The sequence below is a fragment of the Flavobacterium riviphilum genome (assembly GCF_055231795.1).
Window position 1 is genome coordinate 15,231 of the sequence record NZ_JBUYSY010000017.1, and the last position, 24,890, is coordinate 40,120.

A 24,890-nucleotide genomic window follows, 5' to 3' on the forward strand; every position below is an offset into this window, starting at 1 on the left:
GTATAAAAAAATTATTGATCTAAGTTTAACGTTGGCAAAGACCATTTAAATTTCACCACCAACAATCGAACGATTATGATTACCAATGTAGTTATCACATAAATCGCTTCGTCGGCAAAATTCCAATGTCTGAGTAAAAAAAACACTGCGCCGCCAAGTAAGCAAATGGTAGCATAAACTTCTTCTCTAAAAATTACTGGAATTTCAGCACACAACACATCGCGAATCACGCCGCCAAAACAAGCCGTCATGGTTCCTAATGCGATACAAATATAAGGATGCACCCCAAAATCAAGCCCTTTTTGAATTCCGATTAAAGTAAAAACACCAAGACCAATAGTATCTGAAAGCAACATCGAAATCTTCAATCTCAAGAGTCTACCTTTGAAAATCACTACTAAAATAAATCCGATGGTTATGGTATACAAATAATCTAAATCTTGCATCCACCCAACAGGAGTTCTACCAATCATAATGTCTCTAAGTGTACCTCCACCAACAGCTGTGACAAAGGCAATGATCAAAACTCCAAACAAATCCATTTTTTTATGAACAGCAGTTAACGCGCCAGAAATAGCAAACGCAAGGGTTCCAATTAAATCTAATGCTTCAAATAAGGTCATAAGAATAACTTTTGCGCGTTGAAAATTGCATTTGAATTCGTACCAAAAATAAAGAAATATAGTTGTAAAATCACGAGAATGTAAAGCCGAATTTACAATTCTGTTTTCTAGCCATAGAATTCTAATCAAAAAAGCGATGCAATACGTATATTTGTCATTAAAAATTTAAACGTTGAAACAAATTACTTCCATACAAAATCCGTTTATTAAATCTTTGGTTTTACTACAAGAAAAAGCTAAAGCTCGAAAACAAACGGGTACATTTTTGATAGAAGGGCAAAGAGAAATCAGCATTGCAGTTAAAGGAGGCTATGAAATTCAAACTTTGTTGTTTGTACCTGAAATTTGTTCTGAGAATCAGACTCAAAAATTAGCTCCAAAAGCAGAACTTATTGAAATTACAGCAGCAGTCTATGAAAAACTTGCCTATCGTGATTCGACCGAAGGCGTTTTGGCTGTAGCTAAAAGCAAATCGACTGCTTTAACTGATTTAGTCCTTTCTGAAAATCCGCTAATTTTAGTTGCTGAAGCCCCTGAAAAACCAGGAAACATTGGTGCTTTACTTAGGACTGCAGATGCCGCAAATTTGGATGCTGTTATCATTGCCAATCCCAAAAGTGATTTATATAATCCGAATATTGTTCGATCTAGTGTGGGGTGTTTGTTTACCAATCAAATTGCCACAGGAACTACTTCAGAAATTATAGCCTTTTTGAAAGCCAAAAATATAAACTTCTATTGTGCTACTTTGCAAAATTCTAACAGTTACCACTTGCAAGATTACACTACACCAACCGCCTTGGTGGTAGGCACTGAAGCAACGGGTCTCACTCAGGAATGGCGCGATGCGGCCACACAAAACATAATCATCCCCATGCAAGGCGAAATAGATTCGATGAATGTTTCAGTAGCAGCAGCCATTTTAATCTTCGAAGCCAAAAGGCAAAGAGGATTTTAGCAATTCATATGAAATTTAGTTTAAACATTACATCATTTACCGTCATGAAAAAATATTATTACTTTTTACTCTTACTTTCGTTAGTTTCTTTTAGCACTTTTGGACAAATTTCCTCGGCGCAAATTGATCAACTTACAGAAAGAGCCATTAAAACCTTTAATGCACCCGGAATTGCCGTAGCGGTAGTTAAGGATGGAAAAGTAATTCATTCTAAAGGATATGGAGTAAAATCATTTATCACCAAAGAAAAAGTGGATGGCAATACCTTGTTTGGCATTGCTTCCAACAGTAAAGCTTTTACAACAGCAGCCATTGCTATGCTTGTTGAAGAAAACAAGTTAAAATGGGATGATCCAGTGGTAAAATACCTGCCAAACTTTAAAATGTACAACGACTATGTTACAAATCAATTCACCATACGCGATTTAGTAACACACCGCAGCGGTTTGGGGCTTGGCGCTGGCGATTTAATGATTTGGCCCGACGGTAGCGATTTTACAGCCAATGATATTATCGAAAACTTACAATACCTAAAACCTGTTTCAAGTTTTAGAAGCAAATTTGATTATGATAATTTACTCTACATCGTTGCTGCTGAAGTTATACATAAAGTAAGTCAATTGACTTGGGCGGAATTTGTTGAACAACGTATTATGCGTCCTATCGGCATGAACAATAGTGCAGCAAGCTATAAAAGATTAACTGATTTCTCCAATGTAATTACTCCCCATGTGCCAGTAAAAGGTGTTTTAAAAGTAATTGAACCCTACAAAAATCCTTTATTTGATGGAGCAGCAGGAATTTATTCTAGCACCAACGATTTGAGTAAATGGGTAGTAATGCAATTAAATAAAGGTAAATTTGGTCCAAACAACCAATCCTTGTTTTCTGAAGCCCAACAAAATGAAATGTGGCAATTACAAACCATCATTCCAACAACTACTCGCCCACCTTACAACTCACATTTTAATGGTTATGGCTTAGGCTGGTTCTTAACCGATGTTAAAGGCTACAAACAAGTATCGCACACCGGAGGATTAGAAGGCAATGTAACACAAGTAACTTTAATTCCTGAATTGCAACTGGGTGTTATTGTATTGACCAATCAGCAAGAAGGCGCCGCATTTACAGCCATTACCAATACTATCAAAGACAGTTATCTTGGACTTCCAGAACAAGATTACATCACCCTTTACCAACAACGTATTCAAAACAATGTTGCCAAAGACGACGCTACCACTAAAGCGGTATGGGATACTGTGGCGCAGCTTCAAAAGAATAAAAGTAAAATAACGTGGCAAAATTATGTAGGCACCTATAAAGACGCTTGGTTTGGCGAAATAACCTTGACAGAGAAAAAAGGCAAACTTTATTTTCAATCCAAACGTTCTCCTCAATTGGCCGGCGAAGTATTTCAATACAAACCAGGCAATCTAGTCGTAAAATGGAATAATGCCTATTTTAATGCTGATGCTCATTTATTCATTACAAATGATGCTTCAGGAAAAGCCATTGGAATAAAGATGCAACCTATTTCAGCGTTAACTGATTTTAGTTATGACTTTCAAGATTTGGATTTCATAAGAGTGAATTAAACCAATTGTTTAAGCATTTATACATACAAAAAAACATTTTCATTTAGCAAATTCCAAAATCTTCACATTACTTTTGTAAGCTTATTACTCTTGTAATTATGGGGTTTTTTACTTAGTTTTAAACTTTGAACCATGCCGTTATGACCGAATTAGACATTGAAAAAGAAAACAAAGCTATTGCTCAAGAATACAAAGAACTCTTGCGAATTAGCTATCAAACCCTTTCCGATAGTGATAAAAAACTCATTCGAAAAGCTTTTGATGTAGCGGTAGATGCTCATAAAGATCAAAGAAGAAAATCAGGAGAAGCTTATATTTTCCATCCTATAGCTGTAGCCAAAATTGTAGCTTCAGAAATTGGTCTAGGAGCAACCTCCATAGCTGCCGCACTATTGCATGATGTGGTAGAAGACACTCCAATGTCTGTAGCCGATATCGAAAATTTATTCAATCCCAAAGTTGCTCAATTGGTCGAGGGACTTACTAAAATTTCTTTGGTTCAAAAGGATTTGAATGCCTCGATACAAGCCGAGAATTTCAGAAAGATGATTCTCACCCTCAATGACGATGTCCGTGTAATCTTAATCAAATTGGCCGATAGATTGCATAATATGCAAACCATGGACTCCATGCGAGAAGATAAACAAATGAAAATCGCATCGGAAACCCTATATATTTATGCTCCATTAGCACATCGTTTAGGCTTGTACAACATTAAAACACAACTAGAAGACCTAGGACTAAAATATACTGAACCTGATGTTTACAACGAAATTGTAAGCAAAATAAAAGAAAGCAAAGAAGAACAAGACGCATACATCAGAGACATTTCAGAGGTTTTAAAAAACTCTATCGATAAAGAAGGCATTGACTATGTCATCAAAGGTAGACCCAAGTCAATTTATTCCATTCGACGAAAAATGCGCGCTCAAAATGTGACGTTTGACGAAGTGTATGACAAATTTGCCCTACGCATAGTATACAAGTCAGAACCACATGATGAAAAATTCTTGGCTTGGAAAATATACTCCATCGTAACAGATCATTATCGCCCCAGCCCTAGTCGATTACGAGATTGGATTTCCTCCCCAAAATCTACAGGATACGAAGCCTTACACATCACCGTTATGGGACCAAGAGGTCGCTGGGTAGAGGTTCAAGTACGAAGTGAGCGTATGGACGAAATTGCTGAAAAAGGGTACGCTGCACATTACAAATACAAAAACGGAGCAACCGATGAAAACGGATTGGATATTTGGCTCAATTTATTGCGAGAAGCACTAGAAAATTCAGAAACCAACGCCGTTGATTTTGTAGAAGATTTCAAAATGAATCTCTATTCGCAAGAAATCTTTGTCTTTACGCCAAAAGGAGAAATCAAATCGCTACCCAAAGGCGCAACTTCTTTAGATTTTGCCTTTAGTATCCACTCAGAATTAGGGATAAAAACCAGAGGAACACGAGTAAATGGAAAATTGGTTCCTCTTAACTATGAATTAAAAAGTGGAGATCAAGTAGAAGTCATTACCTCTCAGTATCAAAAACCAACTGCCAACTGGCTAGATTACGTAACGACTTCTAGAGCAAAAACTAAAATCAAGAATGTTCTAAACGAAAACACCAAAAAAATTGGAGAAGAAGGAAAAGAAATTCTTACTCGAAAATTAAAACACCTCAAAATAACCCTAAACGAATCGGTAACCAATGAACTTGTAAATTACTTCAAGCTCAAGACTAGCTTAGATTTATATTATAGAGTAGGAATTGGCGCCATCGAAAACCAACAGTTAAAGGACTATGCCGCTAAAAAAAGTAATACCCTTATTAATTTTTTCAAAAATAAAATTAAACGCGGTCCTAAAAACAATCCTGCTTTAGACATCCATAAACCCGAGATCAATGCCAATTATGACATGTTGGTTTTTGGTACCGAACATGATAAATTGGATTATAAATTAGCTCCATGTTGCAATCCGATTCCGGGAGATGAAGTATTTGGATTTGTAACCATAAACGAAGGCATCAAAGTCCATAAAAAAGACTGCCCAAACGCTATAGGGATGCAGTCAAATTATGCGTACCGCATTATCAATGCCAAATGGATTGATTCTACACAAGAGGAATTTAAAGCACTGCTTGACATTACCGGGATGGATGTATTGGGATTAACCAACGAACTCACACGCGTTATATCGAACAATATGAATGTGAATATCCAAAGCATTTCCTTGAGTACGAATGCTGGAATTTTTCACGGACAAATAGCCGTCATTGTTCAAAACAACACTATTCTCAAAAAAATGATCAATAACATCAAAAAGATTGACGGAATCGAAAAAGTAACTCGAGTTTATCACACCTAAATTATTAAGAAACTTTACATTTGCTAGGCTTTAATCTTTAATTAAAATAATTTATCTTTGCCAGATATGACACAAATCTCTTCAGAAAATAATAAAAATCAAGAAATTGTAAAAAATGTATTTACAAAATATCTTGAAACCAAAGGGCATCGCAAAACGCCTGAGCGCTACGCTATTTTACAAGAAATTTACGACTGCGAAGAGCATTTTGATATTGAGAATCTCTACATCAAAATGAAAAACAAAAATTATAGAGTGAGTAGAGCCACTTTATACAATACTATCGAATTGCTTTTGGATTGTGCTTTGGTACGTAAACACCAATTTGGACAAAATCAAGCACACTATGAAAAATCCTATTTCGATAAACAACACGATCATATCATCATGACCGATTCTGGCGAAGTCATTGAATTTTGCGACCCTAGAATCCAAACCATCAAAAAAACAATTGAAGAAATATTTGACATAGAAATCACCAATCATTCATTGTATTTCTATGCCAACAAAAAAAATCATTCAGAAGAAAACAATTAATACAACAACAATGACCGTAGATTTATTATTAGGATTGCAATGGGGTGATGAAGGAAAAGGTAAAATCGTAGATGTTCTTACCTCGAATTATGATATCATTGCACGTTTCCAAGGAGGCCCCAATGCTGGACATACACTAGAATTTGATGGCATAAAACACGTATTAAGAACTATCCCGTCAGGTATTTTTCATAAAAAATCTGTCAATGTAATTGGAAATGGTGTAGTAATTGATCCTGTTGTTTTTCAAAAAGAAATTGAAGGCTTGCAAAAATTCAATTTAGACATCAAATCAAAACTGATTATTTCTAGAAAAGCACATTTAATTTTACCAACACATCGTTTGTTAGATGCTGCATCCGAAGCTTCAAAAGGAAAAGCAAAAATCGGTTCTACTTTAAAAGGTATTGGTCCAACTTATATGGATAAAACGGGTAGAAACGGACTTCGCGTTGGCGATATTGAACTAGAAGATTTTGCAGATCGCTACAGAGCTTTAGCTGACAAACACGAAGAAATGATCAAATTCTACGATGTCGCTATTCAATACAACCTAGAAGAAATGGAAGCCGAATTCTTTGAAGCCATCGAAGAATTAAAAAAATTAGATTTCATCGATAGCGAAGAGTATTTTCATCAAGCACAAAAAGCTGGAAAATCCATTTTATGCGAAGGTGCCCAAGGTTCGTTATTGGACGTAGATTTTGGAACTTATCCTTTCGTTACTTCATCCAATACTACTGCTGCTGGAGCGTGTACTGGTTTGGGAATTGCTCCAAATAAAATCAAAGAGGTTTACGGAATTTTCAAAGCCTATGTTACTCGAGTGGGTAGCGGTCCATTCCCTACAGAATTATTCGACGAAGTAGGAGCCACTATGGCCAAAATTGGTAATGAATTTGGTTCTGTTACCGGCAGACAAAGACGCTGTGGTTGGTTGGATTTAGTGGCACTAAAATATGCTGTTCAAGTAAATGGTGTAACTCAATTGATGATGATGAAAGGCGATGTACTTTCTGGTTTTGAAACCTTAAAAGTATGTACGGCTTATCAATACAAAGGGCAAGAAATTTCACATTTCCCATACAACATTGAACCGGAAAATGTAACGCCAATTTATCGTGAATTTAAAGGTTGGGCTCAAGATTTAACAGGCATGACCACCTACGATGAATTACCTAAAGAACTAAAAGAGTACATAGAGTTTATTGAAAAAGAGGTAGAAGTGCCCATAAAAATAATCTCTGTAGGACCAGATAGAAAACAAACTATCCTAAAATAAATAGCATAACGCTCTGATTATTCAGGGCGTTTTTTTTAGACCTAAACTTAAAGCCGATGAACAACCCAAAGTATCAAATCAAAAAAACAGAAGTACTCTCCGATAATTGGTACACTCTAAGCAAAGTAACGGTTGACTATCAAAAGAAAGATGGCAACTGGGATACTCAATACCGCGAAGTATATGATCGAGGTAATGGAGCCGCCATATTGCTGTACGATACACGAAAGGCAACGGTTATTTTAACCAAACAATTTCGATTACCTACCTATTTAAACGGCAACAAAACAGGCATCCTAATTGAAGCTTGCGCAGGCGTTTTAGACGATGAAAATCCTGAGGCTTGTATTATTAGAGAAACCGAAGAAGAAACAGGCTATCGTATACACGAAGTGCGTAAAGTATTTGAAGCGTATATGTCGCCAGGTGCCGTTACTGAAATTCTACACTTTTTTGTTGGCGAATACGACCCAAGTATGAAAGTAAGTTGTGGAGGAGGTTTAGATACCGAACACGAAGAAATCGACATTATCGAAATTCCATTTGAACAAGCCTATTTGATGATTGAAACAGGAGAAATTAAGGATGCCAAAACCATAATGCTTTTGCAATACGCAAAAATCAACCAAATTATCCCCTATGCCACTCGATTAGCTAGCGAATAATCAACTGATCCATTAGATTTTCTAAATAAACTTTGTCAGCCAATACCAAAACAACAACGTTATAAACGAAATGGGAATACCAAAACCAATCATCATACTACACAATTTGGGTTTTAACCGATAACTTGACGCTAAAATTGCTCCCGTTATCATCGGCGCCATTGCCGATTCTAAAAGCGCTACTTCTATAACTTCTGAATGTTGTTTTAGTACTACTACATAAAGCATAAAAATTAACAAAGGCCCAATCAAAAGTTTACAAACCAGCCCTATTTTCAAAAAGGACCAATGCTTACTTCGACTATTAAACTGTATTTGCAATCCCACAGAAAGCATTGCCAGTGGCGTTACCAAAGTACCTATCGTTTTAAGTACCACTTGTACTACAGCATCCAATTCATAATCAAAAGTGTTTAACAAACACGCCACTATAAACATAAGAAATGGAGGAAAAAAAGCAATTTTTTTCACCATTTGTAGCGGACTTGTTTGACCACTGGAATACAACGTGGCCACAACCACACCCAAGGTTGAAAGTACCACAAAAGAACCGGGTTGATCTACCAAGATGGCCGTTTTCATTCCACTTTCGCCATACAATGCTGATATGATTGGAAAACCAACAAAAGAAGTGTTACTCAATCCACTACATAGAATAAGACAACCAATAAGTTTTTTTGACCATCTGAAATATGTTCCTAATACCGCAAAAAATACCCAAGCACATATAAAAAGAATCCAAGGGACTAAAATAGGATACATCAATTCATTACTCCACTGAATCTTAGGAATGTAATACAAAGCCAGTGCCGGCAAACATAGTTGTATTACCAGCCAGTTCAAATATTTCGGACTGGTTTTGGGCACAAAAGAAATACGTTGCAACATCATTCCTAAACCCAAAAAACCAAAAAGGAGTACAAAATTAAACATGCGTAATCAAATATAAATCATTTGTTATGCCCAAAAATACAACTAAAAAGCTAGGAACATAACAGCAAAACCATAAGTTTTAATTAATTTTACTACAAAATATATTGTTTTGAGTAAGTCGATAATCAAGAAAACCGCACTCCAAGAAATTCCTGGAGTTTCTGCTCCCGAAAGCATAAGTATTTTGGGAAAACAAACTATTCAAAAACTCAGAAAACAATCCTTAGATCCTGATATTTTAATTGAAGGTATTATCTCCGGTAACATAACAGCATTAAGCCGTGCCATTACCTTGGTTGAAAGCACCAATCCAAATCACTTTTCATCAGCCAACAAAATCATCAATGCGTGTTTTAGGCATCCCCAACCCTCCCTTCGAATCGGAATTACCGGAGTACCTGGGGTAGGCAAAAGCACTTTCATTGAAGCATTTGGGAAGCACTTAACTAGTATAGGCAAAAAAGTAGCTGTGCTAGCCGTTGACCCCAGCAGTACGCTTTCGCATGGTAGTATTTTGGGAGATAAAACACGCATGGAAGCTTTAGTAAAAGACCCAAATGCCTACATTCGTCCCTCAGCATCGGGCGAAACTTTGGGAGGAGTGGCTAGAAAAACAAGAGAAACCATTACCTTGTGCGAAGCTTTTGGCTTTGATACCATTCTCATCGAAACAGTAGGGGTTGGCCAAAGCGAAACAGCCGTTCACAGCATGGTCGATTTCTTTATACTGCTAAAAATTACTGGAGCTGGAGATGAATTGCAAGGCATCAAAAGAGGGATTATGGAAATGGCAGATATTGTTGTCATCAACAAAGCCGATGGTGACAATCTCAAAAAATCAAAAGCTGCTCAAATGGAGTTTCAAAGGGCATTGCATTTGTTTCCACCAAAAAAATCAGGCTGGACTCCTACGACAAGTACTTGCAGTGCCTTAACCAAAGAAGGTATCCCAGAAATCTGGGAGACTATTGAAAACTATCTACAAATCACTCAAAAAAACGGTTATTTTACAAAAAAAAGAAAAGAACAAAACCAATTTTGGATGAGAGAAACGGTAGATGAACATTTAAAAAATCATTTCTATAATGACACTCAAATCATCCCATTACTTGAAGATTTTCAAAACAAAGTAGCCAACAATACCATTTCACCCTTTAGTGCGGCACAAAATCTTCTGGAAATTTATTTTAAAAATCTGTCAAAAAAGTAAAAGATATACGTAAAAAAAATGCATTCATAGGAATGCATTTTTTTAGTTTTTATTCCTCATACCTTTCAACTTCACGATCATAAAAGGCGTTGGCTTGTTCTATTAAGCTTTCCATTTCGGCATTTAATTCTGCCTCGTCTAAATCATCAGGCTCTTCTAAAAACTCTACCTCATCATCTTTAAGATTGATAATAAAACGAGGGTAATCCATGTGAATGATAAAAATATCGTCAGGAAAATCAGTGTTATCGCCTAGTAAAAATTTTGGTAATTCCATAGTAATATAATTTGAAGTAAAGGTCGCAAAGTTTTCATAAAAAACTAGCAAGCAACCCATTTATTTAATTTTTTTCAAGTAATCGTGTTGTTTATAAATTAAAAACTAACATTTTTCATTTCCTCAAAAATGCAGTTACACTTGACTGTGTTGCACCAATCTTTTAGACAAACGCTCAAATCGAATATACAATAATATGGCTGCTGCCGACAATCCTGCCAATAATCCAATCCAAATTCCAACACCCGCCAAAGAAGTATATTTACCTAACAGCAGTGAAACTGGAAATCCTACCAACCAATAGGCCACAAAGGTAATGTACATCGGAATTTTCACATCTTGTAGCCCTCTCAAAGCACCTAAAACCACCACTTGAACTCCATCTGAAATTTGAAAAAAAGCAGCCACGATTAACAACTTGGAGGTGATGCTTACTATTTCTTGATTATCTATTATCTGACCTACATCGGTGGTGTTCAAAAACAAATGAGGAAGTACCTTATGAAAAGCTATAAAAACACCCGCAAAAAACACTTCCAAAATGACAACCAACAAAAAAATAGAGCGCGCAACTACTATTAATCCTTTAAAATCGGCAAGACCTTTGGCATGGCTTACTCGTATCATAGCGGTAACATTAAGCCCCATGGCCACCATAAACGTAGAGGAGGCTAAAATTAACGCGATTTGATTGGCAGCTTGGGTATTTTTACCTAGAGTTCCCGACAGCCAAATAGCCGCCGTAAAAAGCGTAACTTCAAACATCATCTGCATGGAAGAAGGAAAACCTAGTTGGATAATTTTCTTTAAAATAGATTTTCGGATTTCTTTAAAAGAGAAGTTTTTAAAATAACTTGTCAAAAGGGGATCATATTTCATGATATTATGCATAAAAATCACCATGAAAATTCTAGAAATTACTGTTCCCAACGCAGCACCTATTACCCCTAACTCTGGAAAAATCCATACGCCGTAAATCAAAACATAATTAAAAAACACATGAATGACGTTGGCAAAAATAATAGCATACATTGAATATTTTGTTTGCGACATACCGTCTGCAAATTGTTTGTAACCTTGATAAATAATTACTGGAATGAGCGAAAATGCCACCCAATCAATATAGGGTGCAGCCATCTCAACTACGGCTTCGGGTTGGTTCATAACATACATGATTTGCTTGAACAAAACCGTTATGATAAACAAAGCCAGCCCTAAAAAAGTACATAACAATAAGCCATGATGAAAAGTAGTGCGGATTTTTTTGGCATTCCCTTCTGCATCCGCCTCTGCTACCAAGGGGGTAATTGCTGTAGAAAAACCTATACCGATAGACAAAGCAATGAAAATAAAACTATTCCCTAATGAGACAGCGGCCAATTCGGTCGAACCTAAATTCCCAACCATATAATTATCCACAATCCCAATTAAAGTATGACCTAACATTCCCAAAACAACGGGATATGCCAATTTAATATTGTATGAAAACTCTTTCGTATACTGACTTAAGTTCATTTTTTGTATCTGTAAGGTTGCAAAGGTAATTCTTTTCTAGAGCAATCATTGAATTCGAATTTTAAAAGTCCATTATTTTGAATTAAACATTTAAAAAAAGTACATTTGAATAACCTATAACTCCCTGTAGGCAGTTGATTAAAAAATCTATACAATGGAAAAATTCACACTGGAACTTATCTTTCAAATCATAGGTATTGGTTCCGCCTCTGGTCTCATATATCAATCACCTATTTTGTACTTAATAGGAGACAATAGTGGGTATTTATACGAATTTCAAACTGAAAATCAACAATTACTAAAACATCCTATTATTGAAAATCCCAGCGAAAATATTCCCAAAAAAGACAAACCCGACTTTGAAGCCATAACTCAATTTGAAGATAAAATTTATGTTTTTGGGTCTGGATCGACCTCAAAACGAACAACCATGGTGGAAATAAACACCCATGAAAAAGAAATTCGCACCAAAGATTTAACCGATTTGTACGGGGTAATGCAAAGTTTTGGACAAATTAAACCCAAAGATTTCAATCTAGAAGGAGCAATTTACACTGGCAACGAATGGTATCTTTTCAACAGAGGCAATGGAAGAGCCAATAAAAATGTCGTTTTTACAATTTATGGCAAAAATTTGGTCAACGAATACAACATTTTGAGTAACGATTACAAATTGCCCAAAATTAATGGTGTGCGTAGCAGTTTTACCGATGCTGTATTAGTAGAGGATAAAATCTATTTTCTAGCTACTGCCGAAGACACCCAATCTACCTACCTAGATGGAGCGGTACTTGGAAGTTTGATAGGATGTATCAACATCCAAACCATGAAAATCGACTTCACCTTAAAAATCAGCGACACCCATAAATTTGAAGGCATTACACTGTATCAAAATTCCGAAAAAACTTTAGAATTTTTGTTATGCGAAGACAACGATAGCGAGGTTCAAGAAGCTAAAATTTACAAACTCACCTTACCAAAAATCTAAGTTTTTGACAATAAAAAACCATTAAGGAAATAAAAAACCTACGTTTTTGGTCATTCTTTTCCTTAATGGTAAAAAAAAAAAAAATTATGCGTTTAAAAATTCCATTCTTACACTTCCGTCTTCATCAATTCGCGTTAATGTCACTTCGTGTAAAGTGTTCACAAGAGCAGGATCCCAAGGCGTTTTAACCTTGACATAGTTTTCGGTAAAACCATTTATGTATCCTTCTTTATTTTCGTTTTCAAATAAAACAGTTCGCGTTGTTCCCAATTGTTTTTCGTAGAAGGCACGACGTTTTTTCACTGATAATCCACGTAACATTTTGCTACGTTTAGCCCTTACATTGTTAGGAACTACCGCTTCCATTGCAGCAGCCTCAGTATTATCTCTTTCAGAATATGTAAAGACATGCAAATAGGAAATATCTAAATCACTTAAATAATGATAGGTTTCTAGAAAATGTTCGTCCGTTTCTCCAGGAAAACCAACAATCACATCGACACCAATACAAGCATCAGGCATGAACTTTCGAATTGCCGAAACACGTTCTGTATATACCTCACGCAGATAACGGCGTTTCATGAGTTTCAAGATCGTATCGCTTCCGGATTGTAAGGGAATATGAAAATGAGGCACAAAACGGTTACTCTGCGCTACAAATTCAATAGTTTCATTTTTCAACAAATTGGGTTCGATCGAAGAAATTCGCATGCGCTCAATCCCATTAACATCGTCTAAAGCTTTTACTAAATCTAAAAACGTATGCTCGTGTTTTTTATTTCCAAATTCTCCTTTTCCGTAATCACCTACATTTACACCTGTTAGGACAATTTCTTTTATTCCTTGTTGAGAGATTTCGGAAGCATTTTTCAATACATTCTCTAAAGCATCACTTCGAGAAATTCCTCTAGCCAATGGTATAGTACAATAAGTACATTTATAATCGCATCCGTCTTGTACTTTCAAAAAAGCACGGGTACGATCGCCAATGGAATAACTCCCTACATAAAAATCGGTCTCTGAAATTTCGCAAGAATGCACTTGTCCAAAATCATTTTTAGTCAAGTCATTAACATAATCGCCTAATTTGAATTTTTCTTTGGCTCCTAAAACTAAATCTACACCGTCCACATCTGCCAATTCTTCAGGCTTTAACTGCGCATAACAACCTACGGCCGCAACAAAAGCTTTATCATTTAGCTTCATCGCTTTGCGTACGATTTGTTTGAATTGTTTATCGGCATTTTCAGTTACCGAACATGTATTGATCACATACATATCAGCAACTTCTTCAAAATCTACTCTTTCAAAGCCTTCATTTTGGAGATCCCTTGCAATGGTTGAAGTCTCGGAGAAATTCAATTTACAACCCAAGGTATAAAAGGCCACACGTTTTTTATTTTCCATAAGTAAGCTCAATTAATGAAATCGTTGTCAAAAAATTGAGGGCGCAAAATTACGAAAAAATTTAGGATAAGAAAATCTAAATCAAGGATTTCCTTATGGTTTAACCAAAATTTAGCAACAAAAAAGAGACCCTAAAAAGGATCTCTATTATTATTTTATAAAGTAAATAACTTTTAATTCAATATAAATCGTTGGATTACTTCGGCCACACCATGTTCGTTATTAGAAGCTACTACTACATCTGCATACGCCCTTAGCTCAGGCTCTACGTTATCCACCCACACGCCTAAACCTGCATATTGCACCATAGACAAATCGTTTCCGGCATTACCTACTGCAATAATCTCACTAGAGTCCAACTCTAATTTTTGAGCCAATTTTTTTAAACTCTCGGCTTTATCAATCCCCTGTTGCGCCACTTCTAAAAAGAAAGGTTTAGAACGTGAAACACTCAAATGTGGCATTTCTTTTTTCAAATCTTGTTCCAGTTCTTTCAAATAAGAAGGCTCTTCAAGCAAAATACATTTAACCGCATTGGTCTGCACAGCCTCTTTAAAGCTTGGCACTTTATTGTGCTTCATTCCTGTAATTTGCTTTTCGACATCGATAAACTCCGATTCGGTTTCACTTACAATTTCCTCGTTTATGTAAGTGATTATATGAGTGTTTTTCTTTTTGCTGTAATCGTATAATGCATGAATCTGTTCCTTTGCAAGCGTTTGTTCAAAAAGAACAGTATCTTCTTTTAAGTCAGTGATTACAGCGCCGTTATACGAAAGCATATACGAATTGTAATAATCTAATTTTAATTCTTTGGCATAAGCAGTCATTGCCGAGGTAGGACGTCCTGAAGCCAAAACTACTTTTACCCCTTGTTCTTGCGCCTTAAAAATCATTTCTTTATTTTCATTTGATATAGTATGATCATCTGTTAACAAGGTATCATCCATATCTAACACCAACATTTTGTATTGTAATTCTTTCATTTTAAATTCTATATTCATAAAAAAAACCTTAAAACCTGTATTGGTTTCAAGGGTTCATGGTATTTAAATAGTAACTAATTAGCTGCTCTTTATTCTATTTCCTATATTTTAGACTACTTGAGTAATTTCAAGTTTCTTCGAATATAGCTCCACAAACTTAACATTTTGATTTTCAACTACTAATCAAACTTTTACAAAATTAACGCCATAAAATCAAATAAGCTGTGTTTTTACTGAATTTAGTTAAATTTTAACTTCAAAAACAAGCATTTTTTTACATTTTTAACAACTATAGCGTTTTATTTCAACAAGTTAAGTTTATTCTAAATCTTCGTCTTCTTCGTCAAAAAAATCAAATTCATAAGGTTCGATAAGCATTTTTTCTGCTAAAAGTTCTACCCTTTCCGAATAGTTTTCAGCAAAAATAATTCTTTGGGTTTTAGCAATACTATTCGAAAGGCGCATAATTTTAGTATCATGACGTAACTTCAGAATTGCATCCGTATCATCAACGATAAACATTTTCAATCGATTCACGTTATACCCTGCTGAGGAAAACATTTCGCTCAAACGCGTTGGAGTACCAATTAGAACATCAATACCGGTTGAAATATAGTTTTTGTCATAATCCATATCGCCTTTGTCATGTACTCCGTAGACTTCTAATCCGCAATATTGGCCATATTTTTCGAAAAGCGCTTCCATCTCCACCATCTTATCCTTGTCTTCTACTATTAGCAAAGCTCTTGGCGATTCTTCATTGGCACCTACTAGTTTCTGAATCACATTCATCACAATTGTCGTGGTTTTTCCACTGGCTTTGGGTGCGATAATCAAACAATCAGCCCCACTTTTTATAGGGGAGAACGTTTCTTTTTGCAACGCATTGGCTTCGGTCAATTGATGCTCAACTAAGGCTTTTTTAAGGTTTTCGTTGATCTTTTTTAAATTCATTTGTCGTGATTGAAAGATTAAGTGATTGAAAAATTACAAGCGGTTTTTTACTTCCTACTTTGTAATTGTTCTATCGATACATTTATTTTGATGCAAACATTTTTACATCGGATTCAGAAATTTCGGTACCTCCCAAAATGATAAGTCGCTCAATTACATTACGTAATTCTCTTATATTTCCAGTCCAATCGTATTCCTGAAGCAAAGCAATAGCTCCATCGGCGAATTTTTTTACAGCATTGCCTTGTTCCAAAGCAATTTTTTCTGCAAAATACGTCACCAACATTGGAATATCGGAGCGACGGTCATTTAACGACGGTACTTTTATAAGGATTACAGCCAATCGATGGTATAAATCTTCTCGAAAACGTCCTTCGGCTATCTCAAGTTGTAAGTCTTTATTGGTGGCCGCCACTACGCGAACGTCTACCTTTATATCTTTATCGGCTCCTACTCTAGTAATGACATTTTCTTGCAAGGCACGCAAAACTTTGGCTTGTGCTGACAAACTCATATCGCCAATTTCATCCAAAAAAATAGTCCCTTTATGAGCGGCTTCAAACTTTCCTGCTCTATCTTTTACAGCAGAAGTGAAAGCCCCTTTTATATGACCAAACAACTCACTTTCTATCAATTCCGAAGGAATAGCCGCACAATTAACCTCAATCAAAGGAAAACTAGCCCTATCGCTTTTTTCATGCAATTGATGAGCCACTAATTCTTTCCCTGTACCATTAGGCCCCGTAATCAAAACTCTTGCTTCGGTGGGAGCTACTTTGTCAATCATTAACTTAATATGATTAATCGCTTCACTCTCTCCTATAATTTCATACGATTTGCTAACCTTTTTCTTTAATATCTTATTTTCTACCACCAATTGCTTGCGATCTAAAGCATTGCGAACCGTATTGAGTAACCGATTCAAATCAGGTGGTTTAGAAATATAATCAAATGCTCCTAGTCGCATCGTATTGATGGCCGTTTCCATATCTCCATGACCCGAAATCATCACGATTGGAATTTCGGGTTTGATTGCTTTCACCGCTTCCAATAATTCGACCCCATCCATTTTGGGCATTTTGATATCACAAAGCACCAAGTCGTAATCGTTACTTTTTATTTTTTCAAAACCTGCAGCTCCATCTTCAGCCTCATCTACTTGGTAAGCATCGCTTTCTTCAGTCAATATCTTAATCAATACCCTACGGATTGCAGCCTCGTCTTCAATAATTAATATTTTACTCATGCATCAAAATTTTCAATTTTTAAAAATTCCAACAATTGGAAATTAGAAATTTGTTATTGGGAATTTAATACTTCAACCACTTGTACAATTCTTTCCAACTCGGTTTTTTGCCATACATCAAAATACCTACTCTATAAATTTTGGAAGCAAACCAAACAACCCATAAAAATGTGGCATACAAAAGTACAACCGAAAGAAAAATTTGCCATAAAGGTACTCCAAAAGGAATGCGCATTAACATCACAATTGGAGAAGTCAACGGAACAATCGAAAAAACAGTAGCAACCGTTCCGTGAGGATCATTAATAACCGTGAAAAATCCGATATAAACTCCTAAAATAAGAGGCATTATGATTGGAAGTAGAAATTGCTGGGAATCGGTTTCATTGTCCACCGCAGCCCCAATAGCCGCATAAAACGAGCTATACAAAAAGTAGCCTCCAATGAAATAAATCACAAAACTAGTTAGTAAAGTAACTATTGGAAGATTCCACAATTCAGCTATGTACAATTGTGCTATACTTGTAAATTCTTGCTGCGCTGCTTCCAACACTGCTGGCGGTACTTTGGCAGATGGCCCTAAATCGACACCGAAAAAAATAGAGGCACCTAGTAATAATCCAAAACCAATAATAGCCCAAATTAAAAACTGAAGAATTCCTGCTAGTGATGTTCCGATAATTTTACCCATCATCAACTGAAAAGGTTTTACTGAGGAAATGATAATTTCGATAATTCGATTGGTTTTTTCTTCAATCACACTTCGCATTACCATATTACCATAAATCACAATAAACATCATGATCAAATAACCAAATGCTCCACCAATAGCAATTTTGATTTCGTTTAAGCCTTTCAAACTTTGTTCTCCCGAGGCTTTACTCAAACCTATACTAATGTTTGATTGTGCTTTTTTTATGGCCAAAGTATCCAATTTGGCCGATTGAAAATTGAGTTGAGTTATTTTTTTATCTAAAACATTCTGTACCTCTTCGATAAAGGCTATACTTGGACTATTATTGGATATGAATTGAATCTTATTGTCTAATTCAGCTAACGAATTGGTTTTAGGAATTTGTAAAACCCCCTCAAAACGCTCTTGGCTAATACTATCTTTTAACGATTTGATATCTAAAACCGATAAATCTAAATATTGGTATTCATTATCTTTTTTGTTTTTTACCATAAAACCATTTGCAAACAAACCTGTTTCATCATGAATTACTATTTGTTTGGTATCAGCTTTCATACTTGCTAAATAGCTAACAAATACTGCTATTCCTACAAACAATAATGGACTCAAGAAAGTCATTACAATAAAGGATTTGTTGCGCACTTTGGCTATAAATTCTCTTTTTATAATCAACGAGATCATACTCATATAGTTATATTTTAAAAATCAAAAGATAAATTCCAAATTCCAATATTTTTGATATTTGGAATTTTAAAATTTCAAAAGATTATTTTTCAGTTACAGTTTTAATAAATATATCGTTCACACTTGGTGTTTTTTCGACAAAATGGGTCACTTGACCACGTTGTAGCAATACATTCAGTAATTCATTAGGCGCTGCTGATCCCAACTCAATTTCTAACTTCAACTCATTATTTAATGATTTAAAATTAGCCGGTCCTACTTTGAATCGCTGCGTTAAATCATACATCAAGCTTTCTACATTATCAGTCAAAATTCCAACAATAAAGCTATTAGAACGGTATTGTCGTTTTACTTCTTCTAATTTTCCTTCGATTAGTTTATTCGATTTGTGAATCAAAGCAATATTATCGCACAATTCCTCAACACTTTCCATACGATGCGTTGAGAAAATGATAGTAGTACCTTTGGCTTTCAATCCTAATATCTCTTCTTTAATAATGTTAGCATTAACAGGATCAAAACCTGTAAATGGCTCATCAAAAATCAATAATTTAGGTTGATGTAATACACAAACAATGAATTGAATTTTTTGAGCCATCCCTTTGGACAACTCTTCAATTTTTTTATCCCACCATCCTTTAATGTCTAATTTGTTAAACCAATAATCCAATTGAATTTTAGCCTCATTTTTTGATAGTCCTTTCAATTGAGCCAAATACAAACATTGTTCACCAACTTTCATGGATTTATACAAACCCCTTTCTTCTGGAAGATAACCGATTTGTTGTATATGATGGGGTTGTAATTTTTCGCCATCCAAAAGTATTTCACCACTATCAGGTAAAGTAATTTGATTGATGATACGAATTAGGGACGTTTTTCCGGCACCATTGGGTCCTAATAAACCATAAATACTGCCTTTGGGTATCGAAAGCGAAACAGCGTTTAGTGCGACGTAATCTCCATATTGTTTCACTACATTTTTTACCTCGAGAATATTACTCATTACTTGATTTTTAAATATGCAAAAATATATAATTAGACTTCAACTAATGCTATTTGTTGTAGAAATTACCTTTTAATACATAAGTTAAACAACACAATCACATCCTAACTTTTTAAGATTAATTTTTCCAACAAAAAAATAAAACTTGTTGGCATTTCGATGCTATAAAATTTCACTATCTCACTAATTATCAATTGTTTAACCAAAATCATTTAATCATTTTTAAAAAATTATCGTCAAATTAAAAACTTTATGACGTTATCAATAAATAAACAAATCAAACAATTTATAATAAAAGTATAAAACTACATTTTGTCTATTTTTTTTAAGAAAACATTAAACAATATTACTGCGATAGATTCATAAATTTGCCTCATGACACTGATTAACAACTATTTAAAGTTAAAAGTTATGAAAAATTTATTTAAAACAAAAGTTGTCGGAATTTTGGCATTTATCGCATTATTTGCCGTATCCTGTACCAATGAAACTACAGAAAACGAAATGGAAGCAAAAAGTAAAGACATTCCATTTTCTCAAGTTGTAATTGATAATCCTGATTTTTCAATGTTTGAAGAAGCAATGAATTTGACAGGAATGATTCCATCAACAACTGCCAAAGGAAAAGGATTTACTTTCTTCGCACCAACTAATGCAGCATTTAATGCATTTTTAAAAACTACTCCTTACAAATCACTTTTAGAAGTACCAAGAGCTCTATTGATACAAATTCTATCTAATCACAGTATAAACGAAAGACTTTTAGCCAAAGATCTAAAAACTGGCTATATAAAAACAAATGCCATTGGAAGTGCTTCCTCAACTAACACTCTAAGCATGTTTGTAGATACCTCAAAAGGGGTTCGATTAAATGGAGCTTCAAATGTTATTAAAGCAAATATCTTAATTCCAAATGGTGTTATCCATATGGTAGATACAGTAATACCACTACCTACTATTGTCACTCATGCACTTGCCAACAATACTTTCACTTCTTTAGTGGGAGCTTTAACTAGTCCAGGCCAACCAGACTTTGTAACAATCTTGTCTGGTAACGGTCCATTTACAGTATTTGCTCCAACCAATGCAGCTTTTACAGCTCTTAATTCTGAACTTGCACCAGGCGGTATCGCAGGAGTTTCAGCAACCAACTTAACTAAAGTATTACAATACCATGTAGTAGCTGGGGCTAATGTGCTCTCTTCTCAATTAACGGATAACCAATTAGTACCAACTTTTGCTGGACAAAATGTTACCGTAAAATTTTCGCCCACCCGTTTAGTTGATGCTAATAATAGAAATTGTAACTTGATTGCATTCGATGTACAATGCACTAATGGTGTGATTCATGTATTGGAAAGAGTACTTTTACCTTCTTTGTAGACATTATACATAAAAACACTAAAAGCCGCACAAAAATTTGCGCGGCTTTTTACTTTAGTCTTAATATGATTCCACCTAACATTTATGAAAACATGTCTTTTACTTTTTCAAAAAATGATTTTTCAGATTTTTCTGGGTGAGGAATAAAATTATCGTCTTCTAAATATTTTTCAAAAAACTGCTTTTGTTCTTTATTCAACGTTTTTGGAGTCCAAACATTTACGTGAACTAATAAATCACCACTTCCGTAGCCATTGATACTTGGGATTCCTTTGCCTTTCAAACGCAATATTTTGCCAGATTGAATACCTTCTTCCAATTTGATACGTACTTTTCCGTTAACCGCTTCAATATCTTTAGAAACTCCTAAAACGGCTTCAGGGAAACTGATATACAAATCATAATGCAGGTTCTCTCCTTCTCGTTTTAAAAACTCATGCTCCACTTCTTCTATAAGCACAATCAAATCTCCAGGAATACTATTTCCGGGAGCCTCATTTCCTTTACCAGACACTTTCAATTGCATACCATCTACTACACCAGCTGGTATTTTGATTGAAACCGTTTCCTCTTCTAGGATCATTCCTTGGGCATCGGCATTGTTAGGTTTTTTGTCCAAAATTTGCCCGCTACCACCGCAAGAAGGACAAGTAGACGCAGACTGCATTCGTCCCAAAATGGTATTGGTAACTCGCATCACTTGTCCTTGACCATTACAAGTAGAACAAGTTTTATAGGTAACTCCTGGTGCTTTAACTTTGCGTTTAACTTTGGCTTTTTTCTCGACACCATTGGCAATTTCTTCAAGAGTCAACTTAAGTTTAATTCTCATGTTGCTTCCTTTGGTACGACGAGGCCCACCGCCTCCTCCGCCAAAACCTCCAAAACTGCCACCAAAGATATCTCCAAATTGACTAAAGATATCTTCCATGTTCATGCCGCCATGTCCGCCACCAAAACCACCAGAACCATCAAAGGCTTGATGACCGTATTGATCGTATTTGGCGCGTTTTTGTGGATCACTCAACACTTCATAGGCTTCTGCAGCTAATTTGAATTGCTCTTCGGCTGCAGGATTGTCAGGATTCTTGTCAGGGTGAAATTCTAAAGCTTTTTTGCGATAGGCCTTTTTGATTTCGGCTTCAGAAGCCCCTTTAGAAATTCCTAATATTTCGTAAAAATCTTTTTTCATTGTTTTCTTGTACTGTTTAGGTTCGCTAATAACGCCTCCTTGACTCTTAATTTATTGTCCGATGACTACTTTTGGAAAACGAATAATACGATCTCCTAATTTGTATCCTTTTTCTAAAACATCTACAATTTTGCCTTTCAAATCTTCGGAAGGAGCAGGAATTTGAGTAATCGCTTCAGCAAAATCAGCATTAAAATCGTCTCCAGTGTTCACGTCAACCAACTCTAACCCCTTAGCAGAAAGGGTGCCTTTTAATTTTTCATGTATCAACTCTACTCCTTTAGCCAAGGAATTGTCTTCCCATTTGCTAATTTCAATCATAGCGCGATCAAAATCATCTAAGACAGGCAACAAAGCCAACAACACCTCTTGATTAGCGGTTTTAAATAACTCCACACGTTCTTTAGTGGTACGCTTTTTATAATTTTCAAACTCTGCAAACAAACGCAAGAACTTATCTTTTTCTTTGGCTAAATCTTGAGTTAATTGTTCTTCAACACTTAATTCTTCAATAATTAGTTGTTCTCCATTAGCATTGCTCTCAATCGTTGCATCATCTATTTCTTGATCGAACTCTGTATTTTCAGTAGTCATAGGTTTTTTATTTTTAAAAATATTTTTAAACATCATTTTTTGATTCTTGATAGCTGGACTCAAAAGTATTGCCAAAATTACAAAAATGTCAAATTGTCAGACACCCCATCATTCATCTGCTCTATCTTTCTAGTCGAAAAATTCACAATTGCATACTTCTCAAAAATTTAATATAAATTTAAGAACAACTCATTTAAATTTACATAAATTTGCTCATTCTTCATAAGCTATTAAATTATACATAGTAAAAAATTAAGACCTGTTTTTTAGTTAATTATTAATTCAGCATTGTTTATAATAGAAAAAAGCTTCGTTATTGTAACGAAGCTTTTTATTTTATTACTGTAAATAGGTCTTTAATTCATCATAACTCAAGACCACTTGTTCTCCGGTAAGCAAGTTCTTAAGCGCAAATGTCTTAGAATCGATCTCCTTAGTCCCGATAATCACCGCAAAAGGGATCCCTCGTTTATCGGCATATTGCAACTGTTTGCCCATTTTGACTGCATCAGGATACAACTCTACTTTTATACCTTCGGCTCTTAATTTTTGAATAGTTTGCATGGCTACAAAGGCTTCTTGCTCGCCATAATTTACAAATAACGCTTTTGATGTAGCGGCAACAGTGTCAGGAAACAAACCTAACTCTTCGATTACCAAGTAAATGCGGTCTAATCCAAAAGAAATCCCCACACCACTCATGTTTTTCAAACCAAAAATACCCGTTAAATCGTCATATCTTCCACCGCCGCCAATAGAACCCATGGCAACGGTTTTTGGTGGAGCAATTTCAAAAATAGCGCCGGTATAATAATTCAGTCCTCTTGCCAAAGTCACATCCAAATCCAAATTAGCAGTAGCCAATCCGAGTTGCGTCACGTTTTCGCAAATGAATTGCAGTTCTTTAACCCCTTTCATCCCTTCTTCGGAAGCAGAAAGCAATTGTGATAATTGCTGAATTTTCTCAGCTATAGTTCCATTAAACCCAAACAAAGGTTGCACTTTGGCGATGGCTGCTTCGGAAATGCCTTTTTCGACCATTTCTTTCTTAACACCGTCTTCGCCAATTTTGTCCAATTTATCCAATGCCACCGTAAAATCAATCAACTTATCCGAAGCACCAATTACTTCAGCAATTCCGGATAATATTTTACGATTATTGATTTTGATAGTCACGCCATTTAATCCCAAAGCCGTGAAAACAGTGTCATACAATTGCACTAACTCCACTTCTTGCCACAATGACTTGGACCCCACCACATCGGCATCGCATTGATAAAATTCTCTGAAACGCCCTTTTTGTGGGTTATCGGCTCTCCAAACAGGCTGAATTTGGTATCGCTTGAACGGAAACTCAATTTCACTTTGGTGTTGCACCACGTAACGCGCAAAAGGAACGGTCAAATCGTAACGCAAGGCTTTTTCAGAAATCTTGCTTGTAAATTTATTTAATTCTACACGTTGCTCTAGGGTAATCTTTTCGGCCGAATTTTGTTGTAAACTCTCTAGCGATTCGGGTAATTCAATTTTATTTTTATTATAAAAAAAGTTACCCGAGTTTAATATTTTAAAAATCAAACGATCTCCTTCTTCGCCATACTTTCCCATCAAAGTATCCGAATTTTCAAAAGATGGAGTTTCAATGGGTTGAAATCCAAATTTCTCAAAATTGCTTTTTATCGTTTGAATAATGTATTGTCTTTTAGCCACTTCAGCTGGCGAAAAATCGCGCGTGCCTTTGGGTATACTAGGTTTTGAAGCCATTGTAAAATGAATTTTCAATTAGGACTGCAAATAT

At 35.4% G+C, this 24,890-nt stretch carries 22 protein-coding genes; 9 read left to right on the plus strand and 13 right to left on the minus strand.

Annotated features, from left to right (window positions below):
* Positions 1-11: 11 nt before the first annotated feature.
* Positions 12-623, minus strand: a complete 612-nt coding sequence (locus ACZIX2_RS12435) for a trimeric intracellular cation channel family protein (protein WP_463340417.1) — start codon at positions 621-623, stop codon at positions 12-14.
* 172 nt (positions 624-795) lie between these two features.
* Here ACZIX2_RS12435 and ACZIX2_RS12440 point away from each other — a divergent pair, with 172 nt between their 5' ends.
* The 6 genes from ACZIX2_RS12440 to nudK all read left to right on the plus strand — a co-directional run bounded on the left by ACZIX2_RS12440 (position 796) and on the right by nudK (position 8,023).
* Positions 796-1,581: a TrmH family RNA methyltransferase gene (locus ACZIX2_RS12440; protein WP_463340418.1), complete on the plus strand. Its 786-nt coding sequence runs from the start codon at positions 796-798 to the stop codon at positions 1,579-1,581.
* Between the two features lie 44 nt (positions 1,582-1,625).
* Positions 1,626-3,176 carry a serine hydrolase gene (locus ACZIX2_RS12445; RefSeq protein WP_463340419.1) on the plus strand — a complete coding sequence of 517 codons (1,551 nt, stop codon included), beginning with the start codon at positions 1,626-1,628 and terminating at the stop codon, positions 3,174-3,176.
* A 140-nt stretch (positions 3,177-3,316) separates the two neighbouring features.
* Complete coding sequence (locus ACZIX2_RS12450) at positions 3,317-5,539, plus strand: RelA/SpoT family protein (RefSeq protein ID WP_463340420.1); 2,223 nt, start codon at positions 3,317-3,319, stop codon at positions 5,537-5,539.
* A gap of 66 nt (positions 5,540-5,605) precedes the next feature.
* Positions 5,606-6,076 carry a Fur family transcriptional regulator gene (locus tag ACZIX2_RS12455; protein WP_463340421.1) on the plus strand — a complete coding sequence of 157 codons (471 nt, stop codon included), beginning with the start codon at positions 5,606-5,608 and terminating at the stop codon, positions 6,074-6,076.
* 10 nt (positions 6,077-6,086) lie between these two features.
* Positions 6,087-7,358, plus strand: a complete 1,272-nt coding sequence (locus ACZIX2_RS12460) for an adenylosuccinate synthase (RefSeq protein ID WP_463340422.1) — start codon at positions 6,087-6,089, stop codon at positions 7,356-7,358.
* A 56-nt stretch (positions 7,359-7,414) separates the two neighbouring features.
* A complete protein-coding gene (gene nudK, locus ACZIX2_RS12465) occupies positions 7,415-8,023 on the plus strand; it encodes a GDP-mannose pyrophosphatase NudK (RefSeq protein ID WP_463340423.1) in 609 nt (202 codons plus the stop codon).
* A 21-nt stretch (positions 8,024-8,044) separates the two neighbouring features.
* Here the strand turns inward: nudK and ACZIX2_RS12470 are convergent, their stop codons facing one another.
* Entirely contained in the window at positions 8,045-8,956 is a 912-nt protein-coding gene (locus ACZIX2_RS12470; protein WP_463340424.1) for an AEC family transporter, read from the minus strand.
* A 109-nt stretch (positions 8,957-9,065) separates the two neighbouring features.
* Here ACZIX2_RS12470 and meaB point away from each other — a divergent pair, with 109 nt between their 5' ends.
* Positions 9,066-10,166, plus strand: a complete 1,101-nt coding sequence (gene meaB, locus ACZIX2_RS12475; RefSeq protein WP_463340425.1) for a methylmalonyl Co-A mutase-associated GTPase MeaB — start codon at positions 9,066-9,068, stop codon at positions 10,164-10,166.
* 49 nt (positions 10,167-10,215) lie between these two features.
* On the opposite strand, the gene ACZIX2_RS12480 is transcribed toward meaB, so the two are convergent.
* The gene (locus tag ACZIX2_RS12480; RefSeq protein ID WP_463340426.1) at positions 10,216-10,443 is read right to left on the minus strand and encodes a hypothetical protein; all 228 of its coding nucleotides are present in this window, start codon (positions 10,441-10,443) and stop codon (positions 10,216-10,218) included.
* 135 nt (positions 10,444-10,578) lie between these two features.
* Positions 10,579-11,958 (minus strand): MATE family efflux transporter, encoded by a 1,380-nt coding sequence (locus ACZIX2_RS12485; RefSeq protein ID WP_463340427.1) that lies wholly within the window; start codon positions 11,956-11,958, stop codon positions 10,579-10,581.
* Positions 11,959-12,112: 154 nt separating this feature from the next.
* Here ACZIX2_RS12485 and ACZIX2_RS12490 point away from each other — a divergent pair, with 154 nt between their 5' ends.
* On the plus strand, positions 12,113-12,946 hold the full coding sequence (locus ACZIX2_RS12490; RefSeq protein WP_463340428.1) for a DUF6929 family protein: 834 nt from the start codon (positions 12,113-12,115) through the stop codon (positions 12,944-12,946).
* Positions 12,947-13,030: 84 nt separating this feature from the next.
* Here ACZIX2_RS12490 and mtaB read toward each other — a convergent pair whose 3' ends face one another.
* From mtaB to ACZIX2_RS12520, 6 genes are all read right to left on the minus strand, one after another.
* Positions 13,031-14,353 (minus strand): tRNA (N(6)-L-threonylcarbamoyladenosine(37)-C(2))-methylthiotransferase MtaB, encoded by a 1,323-nt coding sequence (mtaB, locus tag ACZIX2_RS12495; RefSeq protein ID WP_463340429.1) that lies wholly within the window; start codon positions 14,351-14,353, stop codon positions 13,031-13,033.
* A 173-nt stretch (positions 14,354-14,526) separates the two neighbouring features.
* On the minus strand, positions 14,527-15,357 hold the full coding sequence (locus ACZIX2_RS12500) for a Cof-type HAD-IIB family hydrolase (RefSeq protein WP_463340430.1): 831 nt from the start codon (positions 15,355-15,357) through the stop codon (positions 14,527-14,529).
* Between the two features lie 300 nt (positions 15,358-15,657).
* On the minus strand, positions 15,658-16,293 hold the full coding sequence (locus ACZIX2_RS12505; protein WP_463340431.1) for a DEAD/DEAH box helicase: 636 nt from the start codon (positions 16,291-16,293) through the stop codon (positions 15,658-15,660).
* 82 nt (positions 16,294-16,375) lie between these two features.
* Complete coding sequence (locus ACZIX2_RS12510; RefSeq protein WP_463340432.1) at positions 16,376-17,539, minus strand: sigma-54-dependent transcriptional regulator; 1,164 nt, start codon at positions 17,537-17,539, stop codon at positions 16,376-16,378.
* A 64-nt stretch (positions 17,540-17,603) separates the two neighbouring features.
* Positions 17,604-18,920, minus strand: a complete 1,317-nt coding sequence (locus ACZIX2_RS12515; protein WP_463340433.1) for an ABC transporter permease — start codon at positions 18,918-18,920, stop codon at positions 17,604-17,606.
* Between the two features lie 79 nt (positions 18,921-18,999).
* The gene (locus ACZIX2_RS12520; RefSeq protein WP_463340434.1) at positions 19,000-19,923 is read right to left on the minus strand and encodes an ABC transporter ATP-binding protein; all 924 of its coding nucleotides are present in this window, start codon (positions 19,921-19,923) and stop codon (positions 19,000-19,002) included.
* Between the two features lie 411 nt (positions 19,924-20,334).
* On the opposite strand from ACZIX2_RS12520, the gene ACZIX2_RS12525 reads away from it, so the two are divergent.
* Positions 20,335-21,306 carry a fasciclin domain-containing protein gene (locus tag ACZIX2_RS12525; RefSeq protein WP_463340435.1) on the plus strand — a complete coding sequence of 324 codons (972 nt, stop codon included), beginning with the start codon at positions 20,335-20,337 and terminating at the stop codon, positions 21,304-21,306.
* An 82-nt stretch (positions 21,307-21,388) separates the two neighbouring features.
* Here the strand turns inward: ACZIX2_RS12525 and dnaJ are convergent, their stop codons facing one another.
* The 3 genes from dnaJ to hisS form a co-directional block, all read right to left on the minus strand.
* Complete coding sequence (dnaJ, locus tag ACZIX2_RS12530; protein ID WP_463340436.1) at positions 21,389-22,498, minus strand: molecular chaperone DnaJ; 1,110 nt, start codon at positions 22,496-22,498, stop codon at positions 21,389-21,391.
* Positions 22,499-22,549: 51 nt separating this feature from the next.
* Positions 22,550-23,128 carry a nucleotide exchange factor GrpE gene (locus tag ACZIX2_RS12535; protein ID WP_463340437.1) on the minus strand — a complete coding sequence of 193 codons (579 nt, stop codon included), beginning with the start codon at positions 23,126-23,128 and terminating at the stop codon, positions 22,550-22,552.
* A 303-nt stretch (positions 23,129-23,431) separates the two neighbouring features.
* Entirely contained in the window at positions 23,432-24,856 is a 1,425-nt protein-coding gene (gene hisS, locus ACZIX2_RS12540; protein ID WP_463340438.1) for a histidine--tRNA ligase, read from the minus strand.
* Positions 24,857-24,890 lie beyond the last annotated feature (34 nt).

Bases quoted from the DNA above. Each gene is read 5' to 3' on its own strand.
- ACZIX2_RS12435 (WP_463340417.1), bottom strand. From the start codon at position 623: ATGACCTTATTTGAAGCATTAGATTTAATTGGAACCCTTGCGTTTGCT.
- ACZIX2_RS12445 (WP_463340419.1), top strand. From the start codon at position 1,626: ATGAAAAAATATTATTACTTTTTACTCTTACTTTCGTTAGTTTCTTTT.
- ACZIX2_RS12450 (WP_463340420.1), top strand. From the start codon at position 3,317: ATGACCGAATTAGACATTGAAAAAGAAAACAAAGCTATTGCTCAAGAA.
- ACZIX2_RS12455 (WP_463340421.1), top strand. From the start codon at position 5,606: ATGACACAAATCTCTTCAGAAAATAATAAAAATCAAGAAATTGTAAAA.
- ACZIX2_RS12460 (WP_463340422.1), top strand. From the start codon at position 6,087: ATGACCGTAGATTTATTATTAGGATTGCAATGGGGTGATGAAGGAAAA.
- nudK (WP_463340423.1), top strand. From the start codon at position 7,415: ATGAACAACCCAAAGTATCAAATCAAAAAAACAGAAGTACTCTCCGAT.
- ACZIX2_RS12470 (WP_463340424.1), bottom strand. From the start codon at position 8,956: ATGTTTAATTTTGTACTCCTTTTTGGTTTTTTGGGTTTAGGAATGATG.
- ACZIX2_RS12480 (WP_463340426.1), bottom strand. From the start codon at position 10,443: ATGGAATTACCAAAATTTTTACTAGGCGATAACACTGATTTTCCTGAC.
- ACZIX2_RS12485 (WP_463340427.1), bottom strand. From the start codon at position 11,958: ATGAACTTAAGTCAGTATACGAAAGAGTTTTCATACAATATTAAATTG.
- ACZIX2_RS12490 (WP_463340428.1), top strand. From the start codon at position 12,113: ATGGAAAAATTCACACTGGAACTTATCTTTCAAATCATAGGTATTGGT.
- mtaB (WP_463340429.1), bottom strand. From the start codon at position 14,353: ATGGAAAATAAAAAACGTGTGGCCTTTTATACCTTGGGTTGTAAATTG.
- ACZIX2_RS12500 (WP_463340430.1), bottom strand. From the start codon at position 15,357: ATGAATATAGAATTTAAAATGAAAGAATTACAATACAAAATGTTGGTG.
- ACZIX2_RS12505 (WP_463340431.1), bottom strand. From the start codon at position 16,293: ATGAATTTAAAAAAGATCAACGAAAACCTTAAAAAAGCCTTAGTTGAG.
- ACZIX2_RS12510 (WP_463340432.1), bottom strand. From the start codon at position 17,539: ATGAGTAAAATATTAATTATTGAAGACGAGGCTGCAATCCGTAGGGTA.
- ACZIX2_RS12515 (WP_463340433.1), bottom strand. From the start codon at position 18,920: ATGAGTATGATCTCGTTGATTATAAAAAGAGAATTTATAGCCAAAGTG.
- ACZIX2_RS12520 (WP_463340434.1), bottom strand. From the start codon at position 19,923: ATGAGTAATATTCTCGAGGTAAAAAATGTAGTGAAACAATATGGAGAT.
- ACZIX2_RS12525 (WP_463340435.1), top strand. From the start codon at position 20,335: ATGAAAAATTTATTTAAAACAAAAGTTGTCGGAATTTTGGCATTTATC.
- dnaJ (WP_463340436.1), bottom strand. From the start codon at position 22,498: ATGAAAAAAGATTTTTACGAAATATTAGGAATTTCTAAAGGGGCTTCT.
- ACZIX2_RS12535 (WP_463340437.1), bottom strand. From the start codon at position 23,128: ATGATGTTTAAAAATATTTTTAAAAATAAAAAACCTATGACTACTGAA.
- hisS (WP_463340438.1), bottom strand. From the start codon at position 24,856: ATGGCTTCAAAACCTAGTATACCCAAAGGCACGCGCGATTTTTCGCCA.